Below are 21,043 nucleotides of genomic sequence, written 5' to 3' on the forward strand. Positions count from 1 at the left end.
CCTCCTATCGGACTCGGGGGTGTTGAAACTTCACAGGCCAGGCCAGTACCCAGGCGGCGCAGTTGCGGCCTTCCAGCGCGGCGTTGTAGAGGTTCGCTGCACGCACATCCTTGGCGTCGATGCTGTCCACCAGTTCCAGGTCGTGCTTGGTTCCAGGGAGTGCCGCCTGCAGGGGAGTCAGTACGCGCAGCACGTTGCTGGCCCTGGTCCCTGCCTTGCCTTGGTCGCCGGCCAGGCCGACGACAACCACAAGGGCGGTGGCCACCAGCTTCCCTTGGCCGGTCAATGTGAACTTGAGCCCCTCCAGGGCAATGCGGCAGGCCATGGTCCGCGTCGCGTAGCGCTCCAGTTCGGCGGCCACGAATCGACCGCCGTGCAGTTGCGTCTCGACCGTCAGGCCGCTGGCTGAGAAAACGCTCTCAGCCCAAACCTTGATGCCATCCAGCACCTGGTCGGCTGTTAACTCACTCATCTGCCAGTTCCTCCAGGTAGTCCTCGATCAGGCCGACCACGTCGTCCAGGTCCACGCCCTCCAGGCCGAGGTATTCCCTTTGCGGAATACCGCGATCCTCGTCGCCGTACTGGTGAGTGGCGGCATAGACCAGGGGACTGCCGACCAGAACGCTGTCGCCCATGGTCTGAAACGTCATGCTGTTCACCAGGTGGTTCTCGCCCTGGAGCAGGCTTTGCCCGCTGTGCCGCGTTTCGGCGTACTCAGCGGACCACTCCGGCCAGGCCTGGCCCGATGGGCTGGCCTTGTCCACGGCGATCCGGCGCTGGGTCTGGCTGACGACCTCGGCGCCAATGCCCTCCAGGAGCGGCAGGATGTCCAGCGCGGCCAGGCGGTCGATCCGCCGTGCAAGGCGCTGATCCTCCAGGAGGTTGACGCTGATCGAGGCGCCGCTCACAGCAGCTTCCCGAATCGCTTGGGCTCGGCCTCGAAGTAGGCAAAGCCGCTGCTTTCCTGATCAGGCGGCGTGGCCAAGCCTAGAGAGGCCTTGCCCTCGGCGACCCGGCGCAGGTAGCCCACCGCGTCCTCGTAGCGCTTGCGCTTCTCGTCAGTGCTGCTGGCGCCGTCCGACGACATCCGATACATGGCGATGTCGCAGCACGGCTGGATAAGGGTGGCCGGCTGCTCCGCCAGCGGTAGCCGGTGCAGCACGCCCACATAAGCGTCGATTTCGGCGCTGGCACCAGCCAGCGCCTCATCGACCACAACGTCATCGAGCACGCCGTCCTGGTCGTCATCAGCGACGACCAGGAGGGCATCCATGCCCCAGCGTTTGATCAGCTCTTCGCGGGTGGCGTAGGGCATGACCGTTACTCCTGACCGCCTTCGCTGCCTTCACCTTCCGCAGGTTTCGCGGAAGAGTTGGCATCGTCGACTGACTGCCCTTCCTGGGCAGCCTCAGTGCCTTCCTTGGCGGGTGCCTTGGCACCGCCCTTGCCGCGCGCACTTACCTTGGCATTCCCTTTTTTGGCCGGCGTTTTCTGCGCAGCTTTCACCTGAGCTTTCGCCGGCTTCTGCGGTGCTGCAGCAGGAGCTGCTGCAGGTTCAGCTGCAGGAGCTGGTGCCGGTGCCGGCTCAGACGAGGCACCAGCCGGGACTGCCCCTGGGCCACCAGACGGCTCTCGGTCGCCTTCCAGATCGCCATCCACCAAAGTGACGGTCAGCACCGGGTCGGCCTGGAGTCGCTCCAGCTCGGCCTCGGTGAATCGGTCGGCCTGGTGGTCGGTGGGTTGTCTGGGATGGGCGACGCCACAGCGACGGTAGCCGTCCCGAGCAGACTTGATGCGCACGATCATGGCGGCGCCCCCTTAGGCCAGCTCGTTGCATACGAACAGCTCGGCAGTGCCGGCCCATTCGTTGCCGCCGTTCTCATCCTTGATCAGCAGTTTCCGGGCTGCAGCTTCCAGCTGCGGCGGCACTACCAGGAGGCCGGGGGTGATGTTCAGCGGGCGCCCGCCGTCGGCCTTGAACTGACCCATGGCTGCACGGGCTTTGCCGTAGAACTCGCCGGTCAGCGGTTGCTGGCTGGCGTAGGCCATCTGCCAGAAGCCGAATCCAGCGTTGCAGCGGTAGCGAATGCCATGCACGAACTCGTCGTGATCGAAGACGTGATCACTGTTTTCCGGGTTGGTCTTGCTGGTCAGCTCCGGCTTGGTGCGTTCCTGGAAGATGATCGGCTTGATCGCGCGGCTGACGTCCAGGAGGAACCAGGTCGGCCCCGGATTCGCGCCGGGAATGTCGACGTTGCTGACCGAGGTCGCCACCCCGGTGCCGTCCACTTCCGGGTACACCGGGTGATCGGTGTCGAAGAAGTTCTGGCCGTCATAGCAGGCCGAGGTCATACCAGCCTTGAGCGCTGCGAACACCAGCGCGTCGGGGTGATAGGCAGCAGCGCGAGCCATCTCGGTGAACATCGGCATGTAGATGCCAGCCTGGTCATCCTCAATCGCAGTGCGCAGGATCGACACCGTGCTCTCGAAAAGCTTGTTGGCTACCTCGTAGCCTTCAGCCGTCATGGCCTTGACTACGCGAGCCCCCACCCATTCCTTGAGCATGGGGAACTGGCCCAGCCAGGCGTAGAGGTTCGAAGCGCTGACGCTGGGCACCAGCGTTGCGACTTGCTGCCACTTGGCTTTGGTCTGGTTGTCGCTGAGCGCCCGCTGGTACTCGGCGCGATAGCCCTTGAACAGTGCGGCCAGTACGGCCGGCGTGACGGTAGTCGCCATGGTTACTTCACCCCCTTGGTGTTTTCGATGTACTGCTCATCGGTCCAGCCGAAGGCCTTGGCGGCCGCCTGCTCTTCCGCGTTGAGCGCCTTCTTCTCGCCCTGGTGCTCGCCATTGGGCGTGACGGGATCGGTGACAGACGGCGCGTTCTTCACGAACTCGCGGAAGCGCTCCAGGCCGCCTTCTTCCTGGCAGGCCGCCAGGTGGTAGTCCTTGGTTGCCGGAGTGATCTTCCCGATCTTGAGGGCGCCCTCGATCTCGGCATTGATCGCAAGGGTCAGCTGGCTTTTCTGGTGCTGCTGCAGCTGGTTCTCGGCGTTGAGGGCACGCTGTTCCAGGGTGTTGTAGTCCTGGCGCGGGACGTAGAGGGCCAGGGACGGAGCCTTCTCGCTGTTGGCTGCGGTCTGCAGGGCGACTTTCTTGTCTTCCAGCAGCTTGTTGATGGCTGCCACGGCTTCCTCTTCCGTGGCGGTTTCGGGCAAGCCAAGGGCCGCCAGGATGGCTGCAAGCGCCATATCGGATTCCTCCGGTTGTTGTGAAAGGAAAGCGGCCTGCTCGGAATTGAGGGCCTTGGTGAGCAGGTTCGGCTTGTTGACCAGGGCGAAACTGCTGAAGCGGGCGATGCGCCCGGTGTGCTCGTCGAAGGCGAACACCGGGGAGATGTAGCGGTACTCCTTCGACTCGATGGCGTTGCGCGCCTTCTGCGTCCATTCCACGCGGGCCTCCACCGCACCCCGCTCGTTTACGCGGTACTCACGCGCCCAGCCGGAGGCCTCGGCCTTCTCGCCCTTGGGGGCTTTCAGCTCTGTGCCGTGGTTGTAGTCGAAAGGCAGATCGATGCCCTGGGTGTGGGCAACCGTTTCGGTGATGACCTGGTTCGGGTCGTAGGACCACTGACGGCCATCGCGGCCGCCAATGGTTGGACCAGGAGGAAGGACCTCGACCCACTCGGGCACGTCAGTACCCAGCTCGAAACAGAGCGCGGTGGCGAGGGTGGCTTTGAGTGGGGGCGTCGTTTTCATGTCGCCATAGTCGGCGACAGGTGGGGGCCAGTTTTAGAGGAAGGGGTTCAGCAGAACTGCAGGGCAGATGGCGGGGCTAAGTTGCACCAGGTGCAGCGGGAAGTCAGAATGGCGTCCCCCAGTTTTTTGGGGGTCCGCATCAAGGCCCCTCCGGCCCCAGCACTCCCCCCTCTGTCAATCTTCTGTGGTGCGCGCGTTTGACCCCCGTCCTATGACTTCCGGCCGGCATCGACTGATGCCGGCCGGAGGATCAGCGTTCCGCTCGTTCCTGGCGGTTAGCTTCCTGCAGGTTGGCCAGGGCCAGGTCGTTACGCAGACTGCAGACGAGACGCTCAAGTTCCCGCACCAGGGCCTGGCTCAGCTCCAGGTTCGCGTGCTTGATATCAGAACTGATGCGAAACTCTTCCGACTCGGCGACCACCCACTTATGCTCAGAGGCGGGCACCAGGCCAATGAATCGCAGCCCCTTCCGAACACCTGCCCTCATCGCAACAATCCACCCGCTAGCCTTAACTCTGCTCATCGCGTAACCCTCGCTCTACCGTTAGACCGCCGTTAGATTTGCGCAGGACGCGCAAACCCCTTCTCCCGAGTACATCCGCCGCGCCTCATTCCTGATCGTCGCGCCTGCGCGATTTCTGAGGCCGTTTCGGTTTCGCCAAGACGGTGGACGTCTTTTCCTTTTCTTCCAGGAGCTGCTCGGCTTGCTTCAGCCGGGGCACTGCGCCTGGGTTGTAGGCCCAGCCAGGCTCGATTCCCTCGGGCACCTGGAGCACCTGGCCGGTGCGCTGGTTGATGAACTCCAGGAGCTTGCCGGTCGGTGCCTCGGTGATGTACTTGCCACTCGCCTGCAGGCGCTCGGCCTCACGGCGACTGACCTGACGCACCCAGCACTTACAGCCCCAGCCGTTGGGCGGGAAGTGGGTCTGCCAGAACGGATCGTCTGCAGGCAGCAGGATGCCGGCCCAGCCCAGGTGCTCCGCCCGGTGGTGCCGGCTCGGGCCGAGCTGGTACAGGAGGAAGGGCTGAGTCTTCTTCGTGCGCTGGATGCGGTCCCACTGGCCCGCCGCGTTGGCGGTGCGCAGGTTGGTGTCATAGATGACCCGGAGCCGGCGCGGGCTCCCCAGCTGGACCTCGCGGGTCTGCCCGGTCAACGGATCGAGCAGGTCGGCCTTGCCCCACCATCCTTGCTTGACCAGGAGCGGCTGCAGCTCGCGGCGGAAGGTGTTGAAGTCCTGGCCGTCCAGGACCATCTCGTCCACGGCGGCGCGGATCGCCTCCAGGATGTCCAGCTTCATGGCCTTGGCCACCGTGAAGATGGTGGCGTGCTCTTCCTGGAACACGTCGCGATGGTCAAAGCCGGGCTTGACGCCCTTGGCGCGCAGCCAATCTAGCGCTTCCTTTGGCACTGGAACTTGGGGTTGATCTGTCGTCAAAGCGCGTCCCTCACATCGCCCAGGGCGCGAGCCTTGAAGCTTGCGGAGGCCAGCGCCTCGATCAGCGCAGCAGGGTCCATCTCATCGAGCAGCCCCGCGAGCCCAGCCTTGAACTCGTCGAAGTCCTTCGCCTTGTCGGCCAGCGCCTGGATGGGATCGAGCACCGGCCGCATCAGCGGAACCCAGTCGCCCAGGTCGTCGTCGGCCAGCTGGTCCAGATCGTCGCGCTGCAGCTGCTCGGCGTTCAGAGCCAGCCGCTGTTTGCCGCAGCCGCGACAGCTGCAGGTCTGCTCATGGTTCAGAGCAGGGGTGAATGCGCCAGCCTCCGGGCGAAGGATCGCCGCGCCGGCCTCGGGGGTGGCCAAGCCGAACTTATCCCGAATCTCGTCAGCACTGACCTGCAGGCCACGATCAATGAAGGGCGCAAGGGCATCGGCCAGGGCCTTGAGGTCCTCGGGCTCCGTGACCTGCAGCACCGCCTTGGGGTAAACCTTCTGCGGGCCAAAGTTCAGGTCGACGAATACGCGCACATGGTCGCGGTTGACCGTGGCGGCCAGTTGCTTGGCGTCGGCCTTCAGGATGTCCTTGCGGACTTCGTTGTGGACGTTCGCCTGGCTCTGGCTGGACCCATCGTCCGTGGTCATGGTCTGGCCCAGGACCGCCTTGCTGATCTGCTTGTCCAGCCACTCGGCCAGCTTCTCAAACAGCTCGGCACCGCCCGCCGCGTTGGCGATTTCCTGGAAGTCGATTCTCATGCCGGCCGGCAGTACCGCCGCCGCATCGGCCGCCAGCTGGGCCACGGCGCGGCGCAGCACGGCGATGTCGTCAGGCTTCGCAGCGGCATCATAACGGCCGATCCGCAGCGGGATGCCGTACAGCTCGGCATAGCGCATCCAGTCCTTCTGGCCGAATGCCTTGCACATGAACGCCACAGCCACCAGGCGCGCCACGCCGCCCCGAATAGCGAGGCCGGACTTGAGCCGTGGTGTGTGGACCAGGAGCCGATCTGGCGGCAACTCGGTCAGGGTTCCATCCAGCTGCAGCAGCTGCAGGCGCTCGCCGGTTTCCCGGTCGAACTGGAACCAGCGCGGGTCGCGGTGCTTGTAGGCCTTGGGCCAGAGCTTGCCGTCGCGGTACTCCCACAGCGGCTCGACGACCGAATAGCCCTTGCCGATGGCGTCCAGGAGGTCATCGAGCATGTCACCGAACTGCGGCGCCTCCACCAGCTGGCGCACCGCGTCGGCGATTTCTTCATCTCGCCGGTCGCTGCTGGCCGCCTCGACTGCGATGGAGAGGCCCGACACTGCGCGCTTTCGCGTGCCCAGGACCGCCGCGTAGTGCGGGTCCTTCTCTTCCATTTCCTCGGCCAGGGTCAGGTAGTCCCGCGCATCGCCCTGGGCGGCCGCCTGCAGGATGGTACGGAGCCGGCCAGGGTCGATGCTGGTGGCGATGCTGTCAGTCGACCAGGCCTGGCGCACGCCGGTAACGCTGGCGTGTACCACCTCGTCCAGGATGTTGAGCTTCGGGATCGGGCGCCCAGCGCTATCGAGAATGGGGGAATCGGCCATTACAGAACACCTCCGATGCCCCAGCCAAGGGACACCTGGTCATCGTCGTCTTTAGTTCGGGCGCCGGGCTTGGGCACCGCGTGGAAGGCATAGGTCCAGCCGGCCACATGGTTGAGCGCGGCGAAGTTCATCAGCGCGCCTGCGATGGCGCCGTCACCGTGGCGCACCAGATCGGCGTCCTTGAGGTCCTTTCGCTCCAGCTTTGGCACCATCGGAATGCCGTCGATGAACTCCACGGCCCGGTGGTCATCCTCCAGGGAGGCGTCCCGAGGTAGGGAGATGAAGCCGTCCTGGAACAGATCGATGTACTTGGGCATCCACTCGCCGTACCACGCCCTGGAGAGCGTGACTTCGTGGATGCTGCCGCCTTCCCAGCGTGCCTCGTCCTTGTTCCACACCGCGCGGCCGTAGCGGTCGCCGGTGTACTCCATGAGAATCAGGCCAGGGCCGCTGGCATCCCCGGCGAAGGTCCATTGCCGCTTCCCATTCTTGAGCCAGTCGAGCATTGACCAGAGGATTTGCTCTTGCTGGCGGGTGGGTGCGTTGGCCAGCTCGATCACGAAAGGCACATCGCGGCGCAGGTCCTGGGGGATTCGTGCGGGCGTGATGACCGAGAAGTGCCGGTGCCGCGCGAAGTCCATGCCCACAGCCCAGCGGCCCTCGAATCCCTCGGCAGCCTTCTCCAGCTCGGGCAGCAGCTTGACGGCGCACCATGTGGCGCCCCACACCTCGCGCTCACGCTCGGAGCGCTTGGGGAAGTCATCGTCGAAGACGATACGCAGGATCGGCCGTCCTTCCTCGGACATGGCGCGCTCGATCCAGACACCCGGAATGCCCGAGCCATCGCCGTCCCTGGGGATCACGTCCAGCTCTTCACGCATGGCGGCCTTGCGCGGGCCGTAGGCCGAGCGGATCGCGGTGTACCAGTCGCGTTTACCATCGGCGGTGGCCACCGCGCCACGCATGAAGCAGGCCCGCTCATACAGACCATTGGCCACGGCGTCGTCGAAGGAGATGCGAATGCACCGGGCTTTCTTGCCATAGCGCCCCGCGTTCACGTCCTGGACCAGTTGGTTGAAGGCGTTCTTCTTCCCCCGGTGGGACGACCAGACGCGAATGCGGCCGCCCCAGATCAGCAGCGCGGTGGCCGACTCCAGGACGTGGCTGACGTTCTTGTGCAGCGCGGCCTCGTCGATGTCGACCTGGCCCTGCAGGCCGTGGATGTTCTCCGGCCTGGACGACAGTGCCGTCACCCGGAAGCCACTGGCGAAGCGCACGCGGAACGCCTGAATTTCCCGGCTGCTGCCATCCTCCAGCTGGTCCGTGAAGATGTGCTGCTCAACCATCGTGCATTGGCCGCGCGCCACGATCTGCGCGAACTTGCCGACGTAGCCGATGAACTCCAGCCCCTTTTCCTTGGTGTCGGCCATGTACCAGATATTGGAGCCCCCGGCGTCCTTGGCGGACGCGGCGGTGATGGTATCGGTCAGGGCCTGGGCGAAGGTGATACCGGTCCGGCGCCCCTTCTCACACACGGCAATGTCCAGGTCCTGCTGCATGCTGATCCATTCGGCCTGGTGGGCCATCAGCACACCCGAGGCCCTGGGATCGAAGTCAGCAGGAAGCGCGCGGACAGCCGCAGGAAGCTCTTCCCAGTCAACAAGCCGCTCGGTATCCGGCAGCGCTGCAGGAACTGCCATCGTCACATCCCCTTGAGTACTTGCTCGCGCCAGTAGCTGGCTTCCTCGGCGCTCAAGCCTCGGGCCTGGGCGGCGTTGTCGATGCGCTCGGCCGCTTGCTGGAGCGCCGTGCGGCGTACCTCGGCCTCGGCGGCGTACTTCTTCTGCACCACCGATGCCTTGACCAGCTCGGCCACGGTCTTGCCGACCTTGCTGATGTCGAGCTTGCCCTCGGAGGACAGCAGGAGGCTGAAGAGCTTCTCCTGGGTGAGTCGCACCAGGGCTTCGTTGACTGCGCCGTCATCGTCGGGCGCCACGGCAACCACAGCCTGCGCCTGATCGCGGGCCATCTTGAGGGCCGCCAGGCGCTCTTCGAAGTTCTGGCCATAGGTGTGCAGGGCTGACTTGCCGATGCTGAAGCCACGCGCCTCCAGCTCGGCCGAGAGCGCCTCATAGCCGGAGAAGTTGGACTCCACCAGCGCCTGGTCCAGCCAGGCTTTCACCTTGGCCGGCAGTTGCTTGACCTTCGAACGGGGCGGCATGTCAGGCGCTCCCGTTGCCCCAGTACTTCTCGGGGCGAGCGATACCGGGGTGGCATTCGATGGCGTACTCGGCAATGTCGACGCCGTAGTGGGTCAGGCCACAGACCCAAAACCCGGAGGGTTTCTTGTCCAGAGTGACCAGGCTGCGGTCGGCCAGGTAGTCCAGCTCGCGGCGCAGCTCCAGTGGCGTGGCGTCCGGGTAGATGCCCTGGATGGTGGAGAGCACGACGGTTTCGTGCGGGTCCACGGGGCGCGAGGTGTTGAGGGTCAGCAGGATGAACCAGCGGAGGGATTCCCGGCGAGCCTTGGCGGGGTCAATCATTGCGCGCTCCTTTGAGCAGGATGTTTTCGAACTTGAGCGCCAAGCCGTCCAGCTTGGCCTCGATCACGGACTGCCCACGCACCCAGTCTTCACGACGGACGTATTCCATGGGCAGCTCAGCCTTGAAGTTGAGGAAGGCGCGCTCCAGCTGCTGCACGGCGGCCGCGTCCTTGTCCTGGCGCTCCAGGACCTTGGCGAAGTTCTTCTCCCAGTGCTCGCCAGCCTCGCGGCGTGCCTCGTCCTGGGCGGCGAACTTCTCGGAGAGGCGTTTCTCGAACTGCCACAGCAGCAGCCGTACCAGGCCGACCACAATCCCGGTGAAGGTGGACAGCAGCGTGATTGCCCAGCCGATCATTTCCATAGCCATCAATGGCCCTCCAGGACGTTGATCAGAGCGTCCAGCTGAGCGGCCGTGCCTTGGCACTGCTCGGCATAGCGGACGTGGTGGGCCAGGACGGCGCGCTGGTCGACGCCTGAGGGGAGTTGCTCAGCGGGGTCGCCTGCGGTGGCCGGCGCAGCAGCTCCTGCGGGATCAACCGCGGCTGGCACTCGGGCTCCGGTTGCTTCGTCGTAGATTCGCACCCAGCCGCGAGTAAGCACGCAAGCAGGCACAGGCTTAGGCGGGGCATCGAGCGCATCCCGGTATAGGTCGTTGACACGGGCAATCTCTCCAGAGAGTCGGTCGGTGGTGGTGCGGTACTGGCGTTTCTGCTCGGCCAGGTCGGCGGCGAGGCGGTCAGCTCGGGTGGCTTGTTCGGCCTCACGCTTCGCGCTGGCTTTGGCATCAGCCGCCACCTGCTGGGCTCTGCGAGCTTCCGCCTCGGCGTACTTGCGCTGCTGCAGCTCCAGGGCGGCCTTTCCCTCGGCCTGCGCCGTGGCATATCCCTGAGCCCGCGCGGTGTCCTGCACCGATTGCAGGCGAAGCCCTAGGCCATAGAGCGCCACCCCGAATAGCACCAGGACGGCAACTGGCGCGATCAGGCGCGAGAGGTTGAGATTCAAGGTTTGATCCTCCCGGTGATCAGCAGCGGGTATTCCGCGATGAATGCGGGGTTCGCCAAGGAGCAGACCAGGCAGAAGGCGGAAAACAGCCCATCCACCATGTCCAGGAGGAAGTCAGGAACGCCGTTACGTACGGCGACGTTCGGGCAGTCCGTCTCCAGATCGCCCAGGTAGATCGGCACGCAACCGCAGAACAGGCCGTAGTGGGTGAAGGTGGTGCCCAGCTCGCTGGCCGGCACTCGGTTGAAGAAGACGCTCACAGGTCGGCCTCGCACAGTTCGCGCTCGGCCGCACGTCGACGGACCAGGCCGCGAAGTTGCACACCGCCAGCGCGGGTCCAGTTGGGAAGCTGCGCGCAGGCCTGGGCGATCCTGCCCGCCTGCAGCTCGCGCAGCATGGTTGAGTGGGTGCCGCTCTTGAGCCAGACGAATCCGTCCTTCACGCCCGGACCACCGGGGCCGACGTTGTAGATGAAGGACAGGAAGGCGGCGATGGTCTTGGCCGGTAGCCGGTCGATGACGTCCTGGGGCACCCAGGCTCCGAACACCTGGGCGGCTTCCTCCAGGCCCTTGCGGGTCAGCGCGTCGCACTGGGCGGGCGTGGCCTGGTCGCCCAGCTTCACACCTCGGGTCCAGCCGTCGCAGATGGTCGGCTTGTCGACGGCATCCAGGTAGGCGACCAGCTCGCGGCCTTCAAAGTGGCCGACTACGGGCGTAGCGATCAGCAGCGCCGCCGCCAGGACCCGCGCCTTAATCCCCATGACCACCTCCCACCAGGGCCTTGAGCTTGGCCAGCTCGCGCTGGCCCACCTCGGGCGCCGATTTCTTGAAGTCGCTGATGCGATAGCTGGTGTCATCGCGGCGCGGTGCAGGCTGCGGGCCTTCGGCCATCGAGCGGCGACGGCCGCTGATGAACTGGCGGTAGGCCTGGATTTGCGCCCAGCCGGTTCGGACGTGCTCTTCCACCAGGTCGCGCCAGTGGGACGGGCAGCGCTCCATCAGGCTGCGGCGGCGCTCCAGGCTCGACTCAGCCAGGACCAGCGCGGCGAACTCGCGCGGGCTGCAGGGGGCGTGGTGGGTCGGTGATTTGTCCATGCCGCCATGGTGCTGACTTGGCGACTGCGGATTTAGAGGAAGGGGTTCAGCAGAAAGACAAAGCCCCGCGAGTGCGGGGCTTAGTCGAAGAGGTCAGGCGTGCTGTCGAGCGCTGGCGGCAGTACCTGGTCAAGGATGATCCAGATACGACGGTCGCTGAGCTGATAAGTTCGCGCCAGCTCGGCAACAACTACCCGAGCGCCCACGCCCTCCCGGACAGCTTGCTCAAACTGGCGGTGAATCTCCAAGTCGCGGAGCCGGCGCAAGGCCGCGTCACAGCGCGGGATGTAGATGGTTTCGCCGCCAAGGCGGGCGGTGAGGCGCTGGGCCGCCTCGTCGCCGATGATGTCCACCAGGGCGGCGACCTTGATCTGGCCGTTCCGCCCCTTGCCGCGTGAAAACTCCCAGGTTGTACCGCCCAGCTCGCTCACCAGGCGCAGCGCCGCATTCATCCCGACAACCTGGGCAATCTCCAGGACTTGCCCAGGAAGCTGGTCGCGCACCTGCTCCAGGTTCATACCGGCCGCCCGTTACGCTTGGCGTCATAGGCCAGGGCCGCGACCAGCTTGCCCAGCTGTTTGCAGTCCATCCACTCGATCTGATCGACCTTGCAGATGCGCTTACCCATCGCCTCGGCGTAGCTCCAGGGGCGCTTGGCCTCGGCCAGGAAAGCTTCGATCTTGGCGACCAGGCGCTGGCGATCATCGGATACCTGCGGGGCTGGGCGGTCTGCCGGCTTGCCGGTGGACTGCCACCCCAGGCGCTCCAGCTCGGCCAGCACGCGGCCGATCTGGCGCGGGGTCAGCTTGGTCGACGAGGACACACCGGCCACACGCTCCAGGAGCGCGCGGTAAACGTCGTCTTCCATGCCCAGCTGACGGCGGGCGATCTGGATCAGTTGACGGCCTTTGGTGCTCATACCAGGTTCCTCGGCTGGATGTCGTGGCGGAGCTTCGCGGGGCTACGGCGGGCCATGTTGCCCAGGAGGCGCAGCCCCAGGGTGATGGCCTCGGCTTCATCGTCGAAGCCACCCACCAGGCGTACCGCCTCGATGTCGGCCCGAGTGCCTGCGTAGGCCTCAAGCTTGATCTTCTCGGCGCCCAGGGCGGCCTTACGGGCCTTGCGATTGGCGCGCAGCCGACGCTGGCGAATAGCGTCTTGCTTGCGAATCTTGTCGGTGCGTGGCTTTGCCATGTTTTCCTCGGCTGCTCATCAGTACCCAGCCACCACGCTGGGCAGACCGCTCCAGCCAGGCCGGGACGGTTTCGCTCTGTAGAAAGGTGATTTCCGATCAACTACGATCCGGGATCACCTCATTAAAGGGACTTACTCGATGTCATCGCTAAGCGCTCAGACCGTTCTTGAACCGGTGTACAACTTCCTCCAGATGGCCTACGGCCCTGAGCTGAAGACCTTGCAGCAGGTGCCGTTCTCATCCAGCGCCGAGAACTGGCTCTTCGAGCGCCTCTCCGGGACTCCGCTAACGATCAAGGAAGCGATCAAGCTGGCGCCGGACAGAAAGAGCGTTCTTTCGATGTTTCTGACTCAGTACGTCATGTTCCTCACGATGTTTAAGGACCTGAAGTTCGCCCCAGACTTCCTGGTAGGTACGTCCGAGACAGTTCTTGGCCTTCAGCTTCTGCAGTACATGGCTGAGCATCGCTGGCCATTCCCGCAGATGCTTCCTCAGTAAGTGCACTAGCCATTCGCTCCAGCGAATCAGAAGGAATTGACTGTGCAGCTTGAAAGGCACGCTCATGATCTGCGCCTCGATAGGTCCTGGTTTGTTTCTGCATAACGTCCTCGGCTGCTCATCAGTACCCAGCTACCACGCTGGGCAGACCGCTCCGGCCAGGCCGGGGCGGTTTCGCTTAGTGGATGGTGGGTTTCCCTTCGGTAGATGGCGCCTGCTCCTGAGCCTCCGCACGGGCGGCCTTGCACTTGTCGCACTGGCAAGTCCCTTTCTCTGCCGCGCTCTTGGTGGCCTTCGGCACGATGTCTTTGGCGACGTGCAGAAGAGCCAATGCGGTGATGGCGGCCGGGCCGTCCTTTCTGCCCGTGCCATCCAGCAGGATGCTCAGGCCGTCGCTTTCCTCGGTGATGGTGATGGTGAACTTGCTCATGAATCCCCCTAGCGCAGGCAGTGAAAGGTGATGTGATAGTCGCGGGCGATCTGGCGCACCCGTTTGGGATGAAGGCGCAAGTCATGGGCCGCCATCTGCGGCGTCCATCCGCGCTTCGCCATCGCCTCGATCCGTGCGGCCATCGGCGGCAAGAGCGGGCTGGGCGACGGTGCTGGCTCGTCGTCGAAGGCGTCGACAGGCGCGGCCTTCGGCTGGAGTACTTCCTCCAGCTCGGCCGGCTCGACTGCAGCGACTTCCTCGACCTGGAGCGCTGGCATTGGCGGCACCTGGTCCATGCCCAGGGCCTGACGCGCCAGGCGTGCCTCGACGCGGCAGAGTGTCCGGTAGATCAGCTGTGCTGCACGCTCGTGCATGTCAGTGCCCCTCCGCAGTGATCCGCCAGCGGCTGTCGCGGCTGCCTTCGCGCACGTCTTCGATGCACTCGACGCGCAGGGCGGCATCAGGGAACAGCTTGTGGCCCAGGCGCTTGGCGCATTGCTCGCGGCTCCAGCTGCAGCTGGCCGACTTTCCCTTGCTGGTGGCGGTGTAGCCGTCGCCAGCGCGGCGCATGTTGAACTCGACGGAGTTGCTCATGCCTTGGCCTCCCGCATTTCCCGGAGGGCTTCCAGGACCTTTGCCACGGGGTCCAGGTACTCGCCAGTGATGGCGACCATCACCAGCTCTTTGTCGTTGTCCAGCTGCAGGTGCATGACGTCGAAGCAATCCACGTCGAGCAGCTCGGCGTCCTGGATGATGTCCCGGATGCTCTTGTCCGGGTTCATGTCATCGAGCAGAGGTGCTTGCCCCATGTCACACCCCCAACGCCCGGACACCGGGCGCATCGTGAGTGGACAGATCGCGGATGTAGCGGGCGATGGCGCAGAGATTGGTGCGCGGTTCCGCACCAGCTCGGACGCCAGGGACGCGCCAGGCCAGGCCCGCAACGGGGTCGGCGCTGAGATCGATCACGCGGCGTAACTCGGCCGAGTCGCCCACGGCGAGGGCGAAGTAGCCGTCACCGGGGTGCTCGTCGTGCAGCTCAATCAGGCCGTCAATGCGGCACACGGCATAGGTCTTGACCATGATCACTTGCCCTCCAGGAGGAAGGTCTGATGCGGGAGCTGGCCCGGAGACTTCCGGCGACTACTCGTCGGCACTGGAGCCGCAGCAGCCTGTGGCATGGCCAGTTGGCCGGGACGAACAACCGACAGTTCCGCCTCGGGCGCTTCGCCAACGACGAACTTGAAGTCGCCGTCTGCGTAGCCACGCTCTACCTGGGCAGCACGGCTCATGATGTCGATGAGCTTGAGAGCGTCGGGCTGGGGCAGCAGGAAACGCTGGTAGCCCAAGGTGACGACGCAGAGCTGTTGCTTGCTGTTGCGTGCGGCCATGGTCACACCCCCGCGATGTCGAGCGGGATCGCCCGCCACTGGTCAGAGTCGCCCACACGCTCATGGACGCGGATGTAGTCCTTGGACCCGACGACCTGGCAGGCCTCAGCGATGGCCTTCATTGCGCGTTGCCAGCGCTCGTCAGTGATTTCCAAGCGGCGAAGCGCAAGGACGTTGGCGGTACGTACCTCGCCTTTGGTGTCGGTGCGGAAAGCGTCGTTGACCAGGGTGACGACCTCCGGGCGGGCGCCCTCGGTCCATTCCAGCAAGCACTGGTCAATCAGGGCGCGGGCCGCCTGCAGGCGCTCATCGAACTGGATGGACTGCTGTACGGCCTTGGTGATCTTGAAGCGTCCATCGAACGACACCAGGCTCACGTTGCCTTTCTTGCCGCCCAGCTTGACGCCGTACTGATCGGCGGACAGCTCCACGAAAGCGGCGACGTCACCGAACGCCGACACCTTGAACTCGGCGATCAGGCTGTGCAGTTGCTTGGCCTTTTCCACAAGCTCCAGCACCAACTGGTCGCGTGCTTGGTCGATGGGCTTGATCAGGCTTTCGTGTACCAGGCGCTTCTGCGCGTCCAGGCGGAAGCCTTCGGGGATTGCGATTTGGTTCATGGGATGGCTCCTGTTGATCAGTGAAAAGTGAGGTCGATGGGGGACGGGCTGGCGAAGTCGCGGTAACTGATCGGCTCGGACCAGACGATCTCTACGCCCATGAACTGCGCGCTGTAGCGGGTGCTGCCAGCAGTGCCGTGGCGCTGATAACCCCAGGCCCGCTGTAGGCTGACTAATCGCTGGCCGTCTTCCGGCCCGATGGTCAGGCGGTTTTCGTTCGGCTCGATGCGGTGCAGGCGGATACCCATGCGCTGCAGATCACGCGCCGCGCTGTTGAAGGTCCGCAGCCGATCAGCCAGGCGCGGGGTCAGGACTTTCAGGACAGCGTTAGTGCTGGCTTGCATGGCTCGCCTCCAGGGCATTCGCGCAGTTGGGGTTGTGGGTGCAGTGCTGGCAGGCCTTCCACTGCTGCATGGCCTGCGGGTTGTGCGTCGGAGCCTTCTTTTCGCGGTAGCTTTGGCACTCGATCAGGCTGATGGGCTCGCCCTGGGCGGGACAGTCCAGCCCGCCCAGGGCGGCCACCACACGACGTTCCACGGCCGAGGTGCTCGGCGACGGGTAGCGGTTGGAGAGCACCAGGCTGACGGCAGAGCGGCTCATGCCGATGCGCTCACCGGCACGGGTGCGGTTGGTCTGCTCGACCTCGGCGGCCAGCAGGCAGACCCACTGCGGGGGCTGCTCCCCCCATGCGGACAGATCGACGCGGGCATTCATGCGCGCACCTCACGCACCAGGTCGTTGAACAGGCGCAGCGATTCGATGCCTTCCGCGCGCTCGCTGTCGTCGGGGTGGAACTGAGCGACCATCCGGCCGGCCAGGCGCTCGATGGGCTTGGCTGCTGCGATCAGGTCGGCTAGCGCTTTCTCCAAGCAAGCCTTCTCCAGCCGCAGGCCAGCCAGCTCGGGGCTGTCCGGTATGCCCTTGGTCCAGACCACTTGGTCCAGGTTCGGGTCGTAGACCTGTTCGAAGGTGCTGCGCTGATAGACCGGATGCTGCGGGCCGGTGTAGCACTGGCGCACCAGGTAGTAACGGGCGGGCTTTCCTGGGGTGCCGTCGGTGCGGGTGACGTAGCCGGCTAGGGTCAGACCTTGCAGGTAGGTGCGGGCAGCCAGCTCGGTCATGGTTACGCCGTTGACGCTGGCGTGCTCTGCGGCCTCGGCTGCGCTCATCTCACCTAGGATGCGCAGGGTGCGCCAGATGTTCTCGACTGCAGACGGCGGCACGCGCTCGCCGCGCTTGTTCACGCGCGGAGCCTCGGCGCCTTCATCCGCAAGCAGCTTCCAGCGGGCATCACGCTGGACCAGGACCTCAACACGCTCGACGATGCCGGCCTTCTGCAGGTCGCGCAGGTAGCTGCTTACGGCCTGGTCTTCCTGGCTGGACAGGCGCGACACGTTGTAGGTGGTCAGGCCCTTCGGGTCGCGGGACAGCGAGCGGATGGCTTCCCACATGTGTTGGCGCGGGCTTTTGCCGCCGGTCATGGTGAGGTGCACGGGTTTGCGGGCCATGCTCAAGCCCTCCGCGCCGGGGCTTCGCCAGTGAACCACTCGCGATTGCCCCAGGTTGCAAGGTCAATCTTGTCCGTACCAATGGCCTGGGCCTCGGTGTGGACGCGATAAAGGTTTACGGCCACGCGACGCAGGCATCCCTTGGTCTTGCTGCGCAGGTCTTCAAGCAGCTCGTCGGCGATGGTGAGGTGGGGATAGGTAGCGTCCACCAGGTCACGCAGATCGTCAGCGGTGGCCGGCTGTACCGGAACCCATTCCAGGACGCGATTGTGTAGGCGCTCCAGCTTGGCCAGGCTGGTCGGTACGCGCTCTTCCCCGATCAGAACGATGGTTCCTTGGCTGGCGTTGAAAATGTCGGTGATGACGTTCGCAGCAGCCTTGTCCAGCAGGTACTGGGCGTCGTCGATCAGCAGCGGGCGGTTGCTACGGCTGAGCTGCTCTGCGATCTGGTCAACCATCTCGGACAAGGTGCTGGCCGGAGTGATGCCCATGTCGCGCAGGACTGCCTGCAGGAAGGCTTTGCGAGTCCAAGTCTCACGGCACTCGACGTAATAGGCGCGGTGCTTGGTGGCGGCGAACGCTGCAGCGAAGGACTTTCCGTAGCCGGTCTTGCCGTAGGCAACCACAAGGCCTGGCAGGCCCACAGGGCGGCGCATAGCACGGTCGATAGCGTTGGCGAGAAGGCCGACGTTGGTCAGCGGAACGATTCTCTTGGCATTCATGGTCGTTACTCCTGTGGTCAAGCGCGGGCCAGGCCGGCCTCGGCAAAGTCGTACATGTCCTGGGTGGACTTGAATTCATCGGTGCGGGGGTAGTCGCCATGCCAGCGATGGGCCTCGGGCTCCATCTGCTCGCCAGCGGTGATACGGCGGTCAACGCGCTTCCACAGGCGATAACGCGCCATGGAGTCGGTCGGAATCTCAAAGGTGTTGGAGGGGGCTGCCAGCGCGGCGGCATAGCGCCGGGCTTCCTCAAGCGCAGCCGGTTCCAGGTCGGCGCTCGGCGCTTTGGTGGTGGTCACCAGCTCAACACGCTGACCAGTGAGGCCCTCCAGCTTGTCGATGCCGCGCTTGAGCTGACCCTGTGCGCGCCGCTCGCGGCCCTTCTCGATGCGGTTCATCGGCATGTAGTCGCTGGCATTGCCGTCGAGTAGTGCTTCGCCGATCAGCTCGCCATCCATCGAGCGAACCCATACCCGGCTGGCGTCCCGGACGTCGTACGCAATGCGCACGTCTTCGCCGTGGATGTCGCGCAGGTCATTGAGGAAGTAGCGGTTACCGTCCCAAGTGACCTCGCCGCGCAGGGTGCGGCGCACCACCTGCGGACGCATCAGATCGCTGACCAGCTCCGGGGGTGCGAGCACCGGCTCCCAGCCTGTACCGCGTGCGGCTTCCCAGGCTTCATTAGGGCTCATGTGGCGCATACGCCCGGTCTGCGGGTCGCGCATCTTCGCCAGCGCACGGTGCGGGCGGTTGTTGTACTCCTCGACCTCGACTTCGGCCGCAGCCATGAACTCGATGTGCGTTGGGATCAGGCGGGTGCGGCCATGGTCGCGCAGTTGCTGACGGCTGATGCGGTGCACCTTGGTGCCTGCGTGCTTGTCCATGTCGGCGCCGATGTAGCTGGTCAGCTTCTTGGCTGCGGCCACCCAGATGGACTGGTGAGCCCGCTCGATAAGGCCGCGAGCCTGGCTGTTGTAGGGCAGTGCGTGGACCATCTCGCCCCCTAGGCGGTCCACAACCTCGCGCACCGCGTCATTGGCGAAACCGCTGCCGTTGTCCACATAGAACAGAGCAAACATGCCGCCACGCTGAATGGCATCGCGCAGGGAATACATCACGTCGATGCTGTTCTCGGACTCGCCGATGGCCACGCCCAACACTCGGCGGGTGGCCACATCGAGGGTGGCCGTGATCTCCGGCCGGTAGGGCTTTCCGGTGATCGGGTTGATCACCTCAGCATCGAACTTGTGACCGTCGGCTGTGTACACGTCACCAGGCAGCAGGTTCTTCGTGGTACGGCGTCGGAACGGCTTGAAGGCCTTCAGTTCCTGCGGGCTGTAGCGGCCACGCTCGCGCGCTTCCGGGCTCAGCTTGTCGAGGAAGCGCCGCACCTGGTGAATGCTCGGGCGGTCGCCCTGGTACTTCTCGGTGAACTCGGCAAAGGCGCGCTCCACAGCAGGCTTGGTCGGGCGCTGGTAGCAGCGCAGGAAGTCAGCTGCCCAGGTCGGGATGCCTATGTCGGCCTTACGCCGAGCTGGAGCAAGGCCTGCCTCGCCGTCGCGGCGGTAGTCTGCCAGCCAGCGCTTGAGGGTGCGTTCGGACAGCGAGCGGTCGGAAGTCTTGCGGTCGTTGGCACGCTCGACGCGTTCGGCCAAGTACGGGCTGAGCTGGTTATCACGAGCCAGGCCGACCAAGGTCATGATCGCTCGTTGCTGGCTGACCGCCTGGCTCATGCGCTCGATTTCTCGCACGAGCGACAGGCGCGCGATCATCACTCCACGCTGATCATCAGTCAGGCGTGACGCTGGAATAGCGTCACGCATTACGATGTTCTGGCTTTCGGCCGGGGCGACTTCCGATTTTTCGAGGTTGACTGCGGCGGTCAGCAGGGCTGCCTGGGTTTCTGGCGGCAATATGGCGAAGCTGTATTCCTGGCCGCCACCGCGCCCCAGGCGAAGTTGAGCCTCCCACCCCTCGCGCTTCGCACGCTGATTAACCCCTTGCACAGTGCCCGGAAGCCCAGGCTGCCCGGCCAGTTCTTGGGCGGTGAACCACTTACGCATGGGGAGCCTCGCTTGCCTCAAGCTCGGCGATCAGAGCGGCGCCAAGGTTCAGGGCTGCAGTGCGTAGCCACTCGCGAGCGTCGGTCCAGGCGCCGACATCCACTGCCTCGCTTTCGGCCTCTACGCACCTGTAGAACTCGGTTGCGTGGCGCAGGTCATCCAGTAGCGCCTGAGGAATACGAGTCATGGGCGACCTCCCAGTACTCGACCACGCCGAGCAAGTTCGTAGTCGCTAATGATCGCCATGCCGCGATCTTCCGGGCCGGACAAACCGATCCATTCAGGATTGAACAGATGGTTGATCGCAGGGCGTCCTTTGCCTTGAGCGGGAGTGCGGCCCTCAAAGCGAGCGCGATACTCACCAGTGCCAAAGGCATCGCGAATCATCAGCCAGGTGCCTGGCTTCAAGTGCGACGGTCTCATGCGGCACCTCCTATGCGGCGGCGCAGCTCACGTGCCTGACGGGTCGCCTCCTCTTTAATGCTCTCTACGCGGCCCAGCTCAGCCAGCAAGGCGTCACGTCCCCAGCTAACCCGACCACCGCGAACGGTGACGATCAGGTCAGTCAATTGATGGCTGCCGCAGACTTGCTCCAGGAGGGCTGCGCGGTAGAACGGCAGGTTGTGATCGATGCGGGCTGTCGATGACCAGGCGTCGAGCATCGCCTTGCTGATGTCTTCACCCGAAAGGCGAGACATTTGGGCGGCAACGTCAATGCGCTCAAGCCCAGTGCCCTTCGCTCCAGTCAGCATCTCGCTGACGATCTCGCTTACCTGGACGCGGAAGTCGCAGGCGCTAACCAACTGGGGCTGCGGCACATCGAAGTCGATGTTTATGGTGCGGTCGTCTTTTCCGTGACGCATGTTTATGCCTCCGTGCCTGTTTTACGGTGCCCAAGGACATAAGCTGGGTTATGCTTTTGAGTACGTGCCGGCATAGCTTCTGAGCGCTTGGGGCGCATGCGATTGGGGTTGCCGTTGGCATCCCAGCGCTCCGGCCAGAGCTCCTGGACCTCAAGGCTCAGGGCCTTGGCGATAGCCCGCTCCATGCGGGGGTAGGCAGTACGCTTCACGTTCTTCACGGCAGGGCCGGAAACGTGCAGGTCGCGTGCGAGCTTCGCCAGCGACGTGCCCTTGGCGCGTAGCTGGAACTTGATCCACTCCCAGCGCAGACCTGGGTCAGATGGGATTTCCGCTGTGTTCATGTCGTTGATCC

At 64.7% G+C, this 21,043-nt stretch carries 37 protein-coding genes and 2 other RNA genes; 1 reads left to right on the forward strand and 38 read right to left on the reverse strand.

Annotated elements, in window-relative coordinates:
- Nucleotides 1-4 precede the first annotated feature (4 nt).
- From CTR55_RS10595 to CTR55_RS10695, 21 genes are all read right to left on the reverse strand, one after another.
- Nucleotides 5-472 (reverse strand): hypothetical protein, encoded by a 468-nt coding sequence (locus tag CTR55_RS10595; RefSeq protein ID WP_296285956.1) that lies wholly within the window; start codon nucleotides 470-472, stop codon nucleotides 5-7.
- Complete coding sequence (locus CTR55_RS10600) at nucleotides 465-908, reverse strand: phage virion morphogenesis protein (protein WP_296285957.1); 444 nt, start codon at nucleotides 906-908, stop codon at nucleotides 465-467. The genes CTR55_RS10595 and CTR55_RS10600 overlap by 8 nt, the downstream gene beginning before the upstream one ends.
- Nucleotides 905-1,315 carry a phage protein Gp36 family protein gene (locus tag CTR55_RS10605; RefSeq protein WP_192401378.1) on the reverse strand — a complete coding sequence of 137 codons (411 nt, stop codon included), beginning with the start codon at nucleotides 1,313-1,315 and terminating at the stop codon, nucleotides 905-907. Before CTR55_RS10605 ends, CTR55_RS10600 begins: the two co-directional genes overlap by 4 nt.
- A gap of 5 nt (nucleotides 1,316-1,320) precedes the next feature.
- The gene (locus tag CTR55_RS10610) at nucleotides 1,321-1,806 is read right to left on the reverse strand and encodes an HI1506-related protein (RefSeq protein WP_296285961.1); all 486 of its coding nucleotides are present in this window, start codon (nucleotides 1,804-1,806) and stop codon (nucleotides 1,321-1,323) included.
- Between the two features lie 12 nt (nucleotides 1,807-1,818).
- Complete coding sequence (locus CTR55_RS10615) at nucleotides 1,819-2,736, reverse strand: Mu-like prophage major head subunit gpT family protein (protein ID WP_296285962.1); 918 nt, start codon at nucleotides 2,734-2,736, stop codon at nucleotides 1,819-1,821.
- A 2-nt stretch (nucleotides 2,737-2,738) separates the two neighbouring features.
- Nucleotides 2,739-3,758 (reverse strand): phage protease, encoded by a 1,020-nt coding sequence (locus CTR55_RS10620; RefSeq protein ID WP_296285964.1) that lies wholly within the window; start codon nucleotides 3,756-3,758, stop codon nucleotides 2,739-2,741.
- Between the two features lie 250 nt (nucleotides 3,759-4,008).
- Nucleotides 4,009-4,281, reverse strand: coding sequence for a hypothetical protein (locus CTR55_RS10625; RefSeq protein WP_296285965.1), 273 nt, complete (start codon nucleotides 4,279-4,281; stop codon nucleotides 4,009-4,011).
- A gap of 85 nt (nucleotides 4,282-4,366) precedes the next feature.
- A complete protein-coding gene (locus CTR55_RS10630) occupies nucleotides 4,367-5,167 on the reverse strand; it encodes a phage minor head protein (RefSeq protein WP_296285966.1) in 801 nt (266 codons plus the stop codon).
- Between the two features lie 23 nt (nucleotides 5,168-5,190).
- A complete protein-coding gene (locus tag CTR55_RS10635) occupies nucleotides 5,191-6,762 on the reverse strand; it encodes a DUF935 domain-containing protein (protein ID WP_296285967.1) in 1,572 nt (523 codons plus the stop codon).
- On the reverse strand, nucleotides 6,762-8,462 hold the full coding sequence (locus tag CTR55_RS10640) for a hypothetical protein (protein WP_296285968.1): 1,701 nt from the start codon (nucleotides 8,460-8,462) through the stop codon (nucleotides 6,762-6,764). The genes CTR55_RS10635 and CTR55_RS10640 overlap by 1 nt, the downstream gene beginning before the upstream one ends.
- Before the next feature lie 2 nt (nucleotides 8,463-8,464).
- On the reverse strand, nucleotides 8,465-8,983 hold the full coding sequence (locus CTR55_RS10645; RefSeq protein ID WP_296285969.1) for a DUF3486 family protein: 519 nt from the start codon (nucleotides 8,981-8,983) through the stop codon (nucleotides 8,465-8,467).
- Nucleotide 8,984: 1 nt separating this feature from the next.
- Nucleotides 8,985-9,305, reverse strand: a complete 321-nt coding sequence (locus CTR55_RS10650; RefSeq protein ID WP_065083988.1) for a hypothetical protein — start codon at nucleotides 9,303-9,305, stop codon at nucleotides 8,985-8,987.
- Complete coding sequence (locus CTR55_RS10655) at nucleotides 9,298-9,672, reverse strand: hypothetical protein (RefSeq protein WP_296285970.1); 375 nt, start codon at nucleotides 9,670-9,672, stop codon at nucleotides 9,298-9,300. The genes CTR55_RS10650 and CTR55_RS10655 overlap by 8 nt, the downstream gene beginning before the upstream one ends.
- Complete coding sequence (locus CTR55_RS10660) at nucleotides 9,672-10,307, reverse strand: hypothetical protein (protein WP_296285971.1); 636 nt, start codon at nucleotides 10,305-10,307, stop codon at nucleotides 9,672-9,674. The genes CTR55_RS10655 and CTR55_RS10660 overlap by 1 nt, the downstream gene beginning before the upstream one ends.
- On the reverse strand, nucleotides 10,304-10,567 hold the full coding sequence (locus CTR55_RS10665; RefSeq protein ID WP_296285972.1) for a hypothetical protein: 264 nt from the start codon (nucleotides 10,565-10,567) through the stop codon (nucleotides 10,304-10,306). The genes CTR55_RS10660 and CTR55_RS10665 overlap by 4 nt, the downstream gene beginning before the upstream one ends.
- Entirely contained in the window at nucleotides 10,564-11,067 is a 504-nt protein-coding gene (locus CTR55_RS10670; protein WP_196913507.1) for a lysozyme, read from the reverse strand. The genes CTR55_RS10665 and CTR55_RS10670 overlap by 4 nt, the downstream gene beginning before the upstream one ends.
- Entirely contained in the window at nucleotides 11,057-11,401 is a 345-nt protein-coding gene (locus CTR55_RS10675; RefSeq protein WP_296285976.1) for a hypothetical protein, read from the reverse strand. The genes CTR55_RS10670 and CTR55_RS10675 overlap by 11 nt, the downstream gene beginning before the upstream one ends.
- A gap of 80 nt (nucleotides 11,402-11,481) precedes the next feature.
- Nucleotides 11,482-11,919: a Mor transcription activator family protein gene (locus CTR55_RS10680; RefSeq protein WP_054906983.1), complete on the reverse strand. Its 438-nt coding sequence runs from the start codon at nucleotides 11,917-11,919 to the stop codon at nucleotides 11,482-11,484.
- Nucleotides 11,916-12,320 carry a regulatory protein GemA gene (locus CTR55_RS10685; RefSeq protein WP_296285978.1) on the reverse strand — a complete coding sequence of 135 codons (405 nt, stop codon included), beginning with the start codon at nucleotides 12,318-12,320 and terminating at the stop codon, nucleotides 11,916-11,918. Before CTR55_RS10685 ends, CTR55_RS10680 begins: the two co-directional genes overlap by 4 nt.
- Nucleotides 12,317-12,595: a hypothetical protein gene (locus tag CTR55_RS10690; protein WP_296285980.1), complete on the reverse strand. Its 279-nt coding sequence runs from the start codon at nucleotides 12,593-12,595 to the stop codon at nucleotides 12,317-12,319. The genes CTR55_RS10685 and CTR55_RS10690 overlap by 4 nt, the downstream gene beginning before the upstream one ends.
- A gap of 5 nt (nucleotides 12,596-12,600) precedes the next feature.
- Nucleotides 12,601-12,672, reverse strand: an RNA gene (locus tag CTR55_RS10695) — hammerhead ribozyme type II.
- A gap of 62 nt (nucleotides 12,673-12,734) precedes the next feature.
- Between CTR55_RS10695 and CTR55_RS10700 the strand changes: the two genes are divergently transcribed.
- Nucleotides 12,735-13,094, forward strand: a complete 360-nt coding sequence (locus CTR55_RS10700; RefSeq protein WP_296285981.1) for a hypothetical protein — start codon at nucleotides 12,735-12,737, stop codon at nucleotides 13,092-13,094.
- 108 nt (nucleotides 13,095-13,202) lie between these two features.
- On the opposite strand, the gene CTR55_RS10705 is transcribed toward CTR55_RS10700, so the two are convergent.
- From CTR55_RS10705 to CTR55_RS10785, 17 genes are all read right to left on the reverse strand, one after another.
- Nucleotides 13,203-13,274, reverse strand: an RNA gene (locus CTR55_RS10705) — hammerhead ribozyme type II.
- Nucleotides 13,273-13,524 carry a hypothetical protein gene (locus tag CTR55_RS10710; RefSeq protein WP_236202351.1) on the reverse strand — a complete coding sequence of 84 codons (252 nt, stop codon included), beginning with the start codon at nucleotides 13,522-13,524 and terminating at the stop codon, nucleotides 13,273-13,275. The genes CTR55_RS10705 and CTR55_RS10710 overlap by 2 nt, the downstream gene beginning before the upstream one ends.
- An 8-nt stretch (nucleotides 13,525-13,532) precedes the next feature.
- The gene (locus CTR55_RS10715) at nucleotides 13,533-13,898 is read right to left on the reverse strand and encodes a hypothetical protein (protein ID WP_296285987.1); all 366 of its coding nucleotides are present in this window, start codon (nucleotides 13,896-13,898) and stop codon (nucleotides 13,533-13,535) included.
- A 1-nt stretch (nucleotide 13,899) separates the two neighbouring features.
- Nucleotides 13,900-14,118 (reverse strand): hypothetical protein, encoded by a 219-nt coding sequence (locus tag CTR55_RS10720; protein WP_064979741.1) that lies wholly within the window; start codon nucleotides 14,116-14,118, stop codon nucleotides 13,900-13,902.
- Nucleotides 14,115-14,333 carry a hypothetical protein gene (locus CTR55_RS10725; protein WP_065083977.1) on the reverse strand — a complete coding sequence of 73 codons (219 nt, stop codon included), beginning with the start codon at nucleotides 14,331-14,333 and terminating at the stop codon, nucleotides 14,115-14,117. Before CTR55_RS10725 ends, CTR55_RS10720 begins: the two co-directional genes overlap by 4 nt.
- 1 nt (nucleotide 14,334) lies before the next feature.
- A complete protein-coding gene (locus CTR55_RS10730; RefSeq protein ID WP_296285989.1) occupies nucleotides 14,335-14,607 on the reverse strand; it encodes a hypothetical protein in 273 nt (90 codons plus the stop codon).
- A 2-nt stretch (nucleotides 14,608-14,609) separates the two neighbouring features.
- Nucleotides 14,610-14,915, reverse strand: a complete 306-nt coding sequence (locus tag CTR55_RS10735) for a hypothetical protein (protein ID WP_296285991.1) — start codon at nucleotides 14,913-14,915, stop codon at nucleotides 14,610-14,612.
- A 2-nt stretch (nucleotides 14,916-14,917) separates the two neighbouring features.
- The gene (locus CTR55_RS10740) at nucleotides 14,918-15,535 is read right to left on the reverse strand and encodes a DUF3164 family protein (RefSeq protein ID WP_054906990.1); all 618 of its coding nucleotides are present in this window, start codon (nucleotides 15,533-15,535) and stop codon (nucleotides 14,918-14,920) included.
- Between the two features lie 17 nt (nucleotides 15,536-15,552).
- Entirely contained in the window at nucleotides 15,553-15,879 is a 327-nt protein-coding gene (locus CTR55_RS10745; RefSeq protein ID WP_296285992.1) for a hypothetical protein, read from the reverse strand.
- Nucleotides 15,863-16,249 (reverse strand): helix-turn-helix domain-containing protein, encoded by a 387-nt coding sequence (locus CTR55_RS10750; RefSeq protein WP_236199953.1) that lies wholly within the window; start codon nucleotides 16,247-16,249, stop codon nucleotides 15,863-15,865. The genes CTR55_RS10745 and CTR55_RS10750 overlap by 17 nt, the downstream gene beginning before the upstream one ends.
- The gene (locus CTR55_RS10755; protein ID WP_296285995.1) at nucleotides 16,246-17,043 is read right to left on the reverse strand and encodes a hypothetical protein; all 798 of its coding nucleotides are present in this window, start codon (nucleotides 17,041-17,043) and stop codon (nucleotides 16,246-16,248) included. Before CTR55_RS10755 ends, CTR55_RS10750 begins: the two co-directional genes overlap by 4 nt.
- 2 nt (nucleotides 17,044-17,045) lie before the next feature.
- Nucleotides 17,046-17,765: an ATP-binding protein gene (locus tag CTR55_RS10760; protein ID WP_296285997.1), complete on the reverse strand. Its 720-nt coding sequence runs from the start codon at nucleotides 17,763-17,765 to the stop codon at nucleotides 17,046-17,048.
- A gap of 17 nt (nucleotides 17,766-17,782) precedes the next feature.
- Nucleotides 17,783-19,828 carry a Mu transposase C-terminal domain-containing protein gene (locus tag CTR55_RS10765; RefSeq protein ID WP_296285998.1) on the reverse strand — a complete coding sequence of 682 codons (2,046 nt, stop codon included), beginning with the start codon at nucleotides 19,826-19,828 and terminating at the stop codon, nucleotides 17,783-17,785.
- Nucleotides 19,821-20,015 (reverse strand): hypothetical protein, encoded by a 195-nt coding sequence (locus tag CTR55_RS10770; RefSeq protein ID WP_296286000.1) that lies wholly within the window; start codon nucleotides 20,013-20,015, stop codon nucleotides 19,821-19,823. The genes CTR55_RS10765 and CTR55_RS10770 overlap by 8 nt, the downstream gene beginning before the upstream one ends.
- Nucleotides 20,012-20,251, reverse strand: a complete 240-nt coding sequence (locus CTR55_RS10775) for a hypothetical protein (RefSeq protein ID WP_296286001.1) — start codon at nucleotides 20,249-20,251, stop codon at nucleotides 20,012-20,014. The genes CTR55_RS10770 and CTR55_RS10775 overlap by 4 nt, the downstream gene beginning before the upstream one ends.
- Entirely contained in the window at nucleotides 20,248-20,691 is a 444-nt protein-coding gene (locus CTR55_RS10780; protein ID WP_296286002.1) for a hypothetical protein, read from the reverse strand. The genes CTR55_RS10775 and CTR55_RS10780 overlap by 4 nt, the downstream gene beginning before the upstream one ends.
- A gap of 2 nt (nucleotides 20,692-20,693) precedes the next feature.
- Complete coding sequence (locus CTR55_RS10785; protein WP_296286003.1) at nucleotides 20,694-21,032, reverse strand: helix-turn-helix domain-containing protein; 339 nt, start codon at nucleotides 21,030-21,032, stop codon at nucleotides 20,694-20,696.
- Nucleotides 21,033-21,043 lie beyond the last annotated feature (11 nt).

This window comes from Pseudomonas sp. (genome assembly GCF_002796985.1).
GTDB lineage: Bacteria > Pseudomonadota > Gammaproteobacteria > Pseudomonadales > Pseudomonadaceae > Pseudomonas.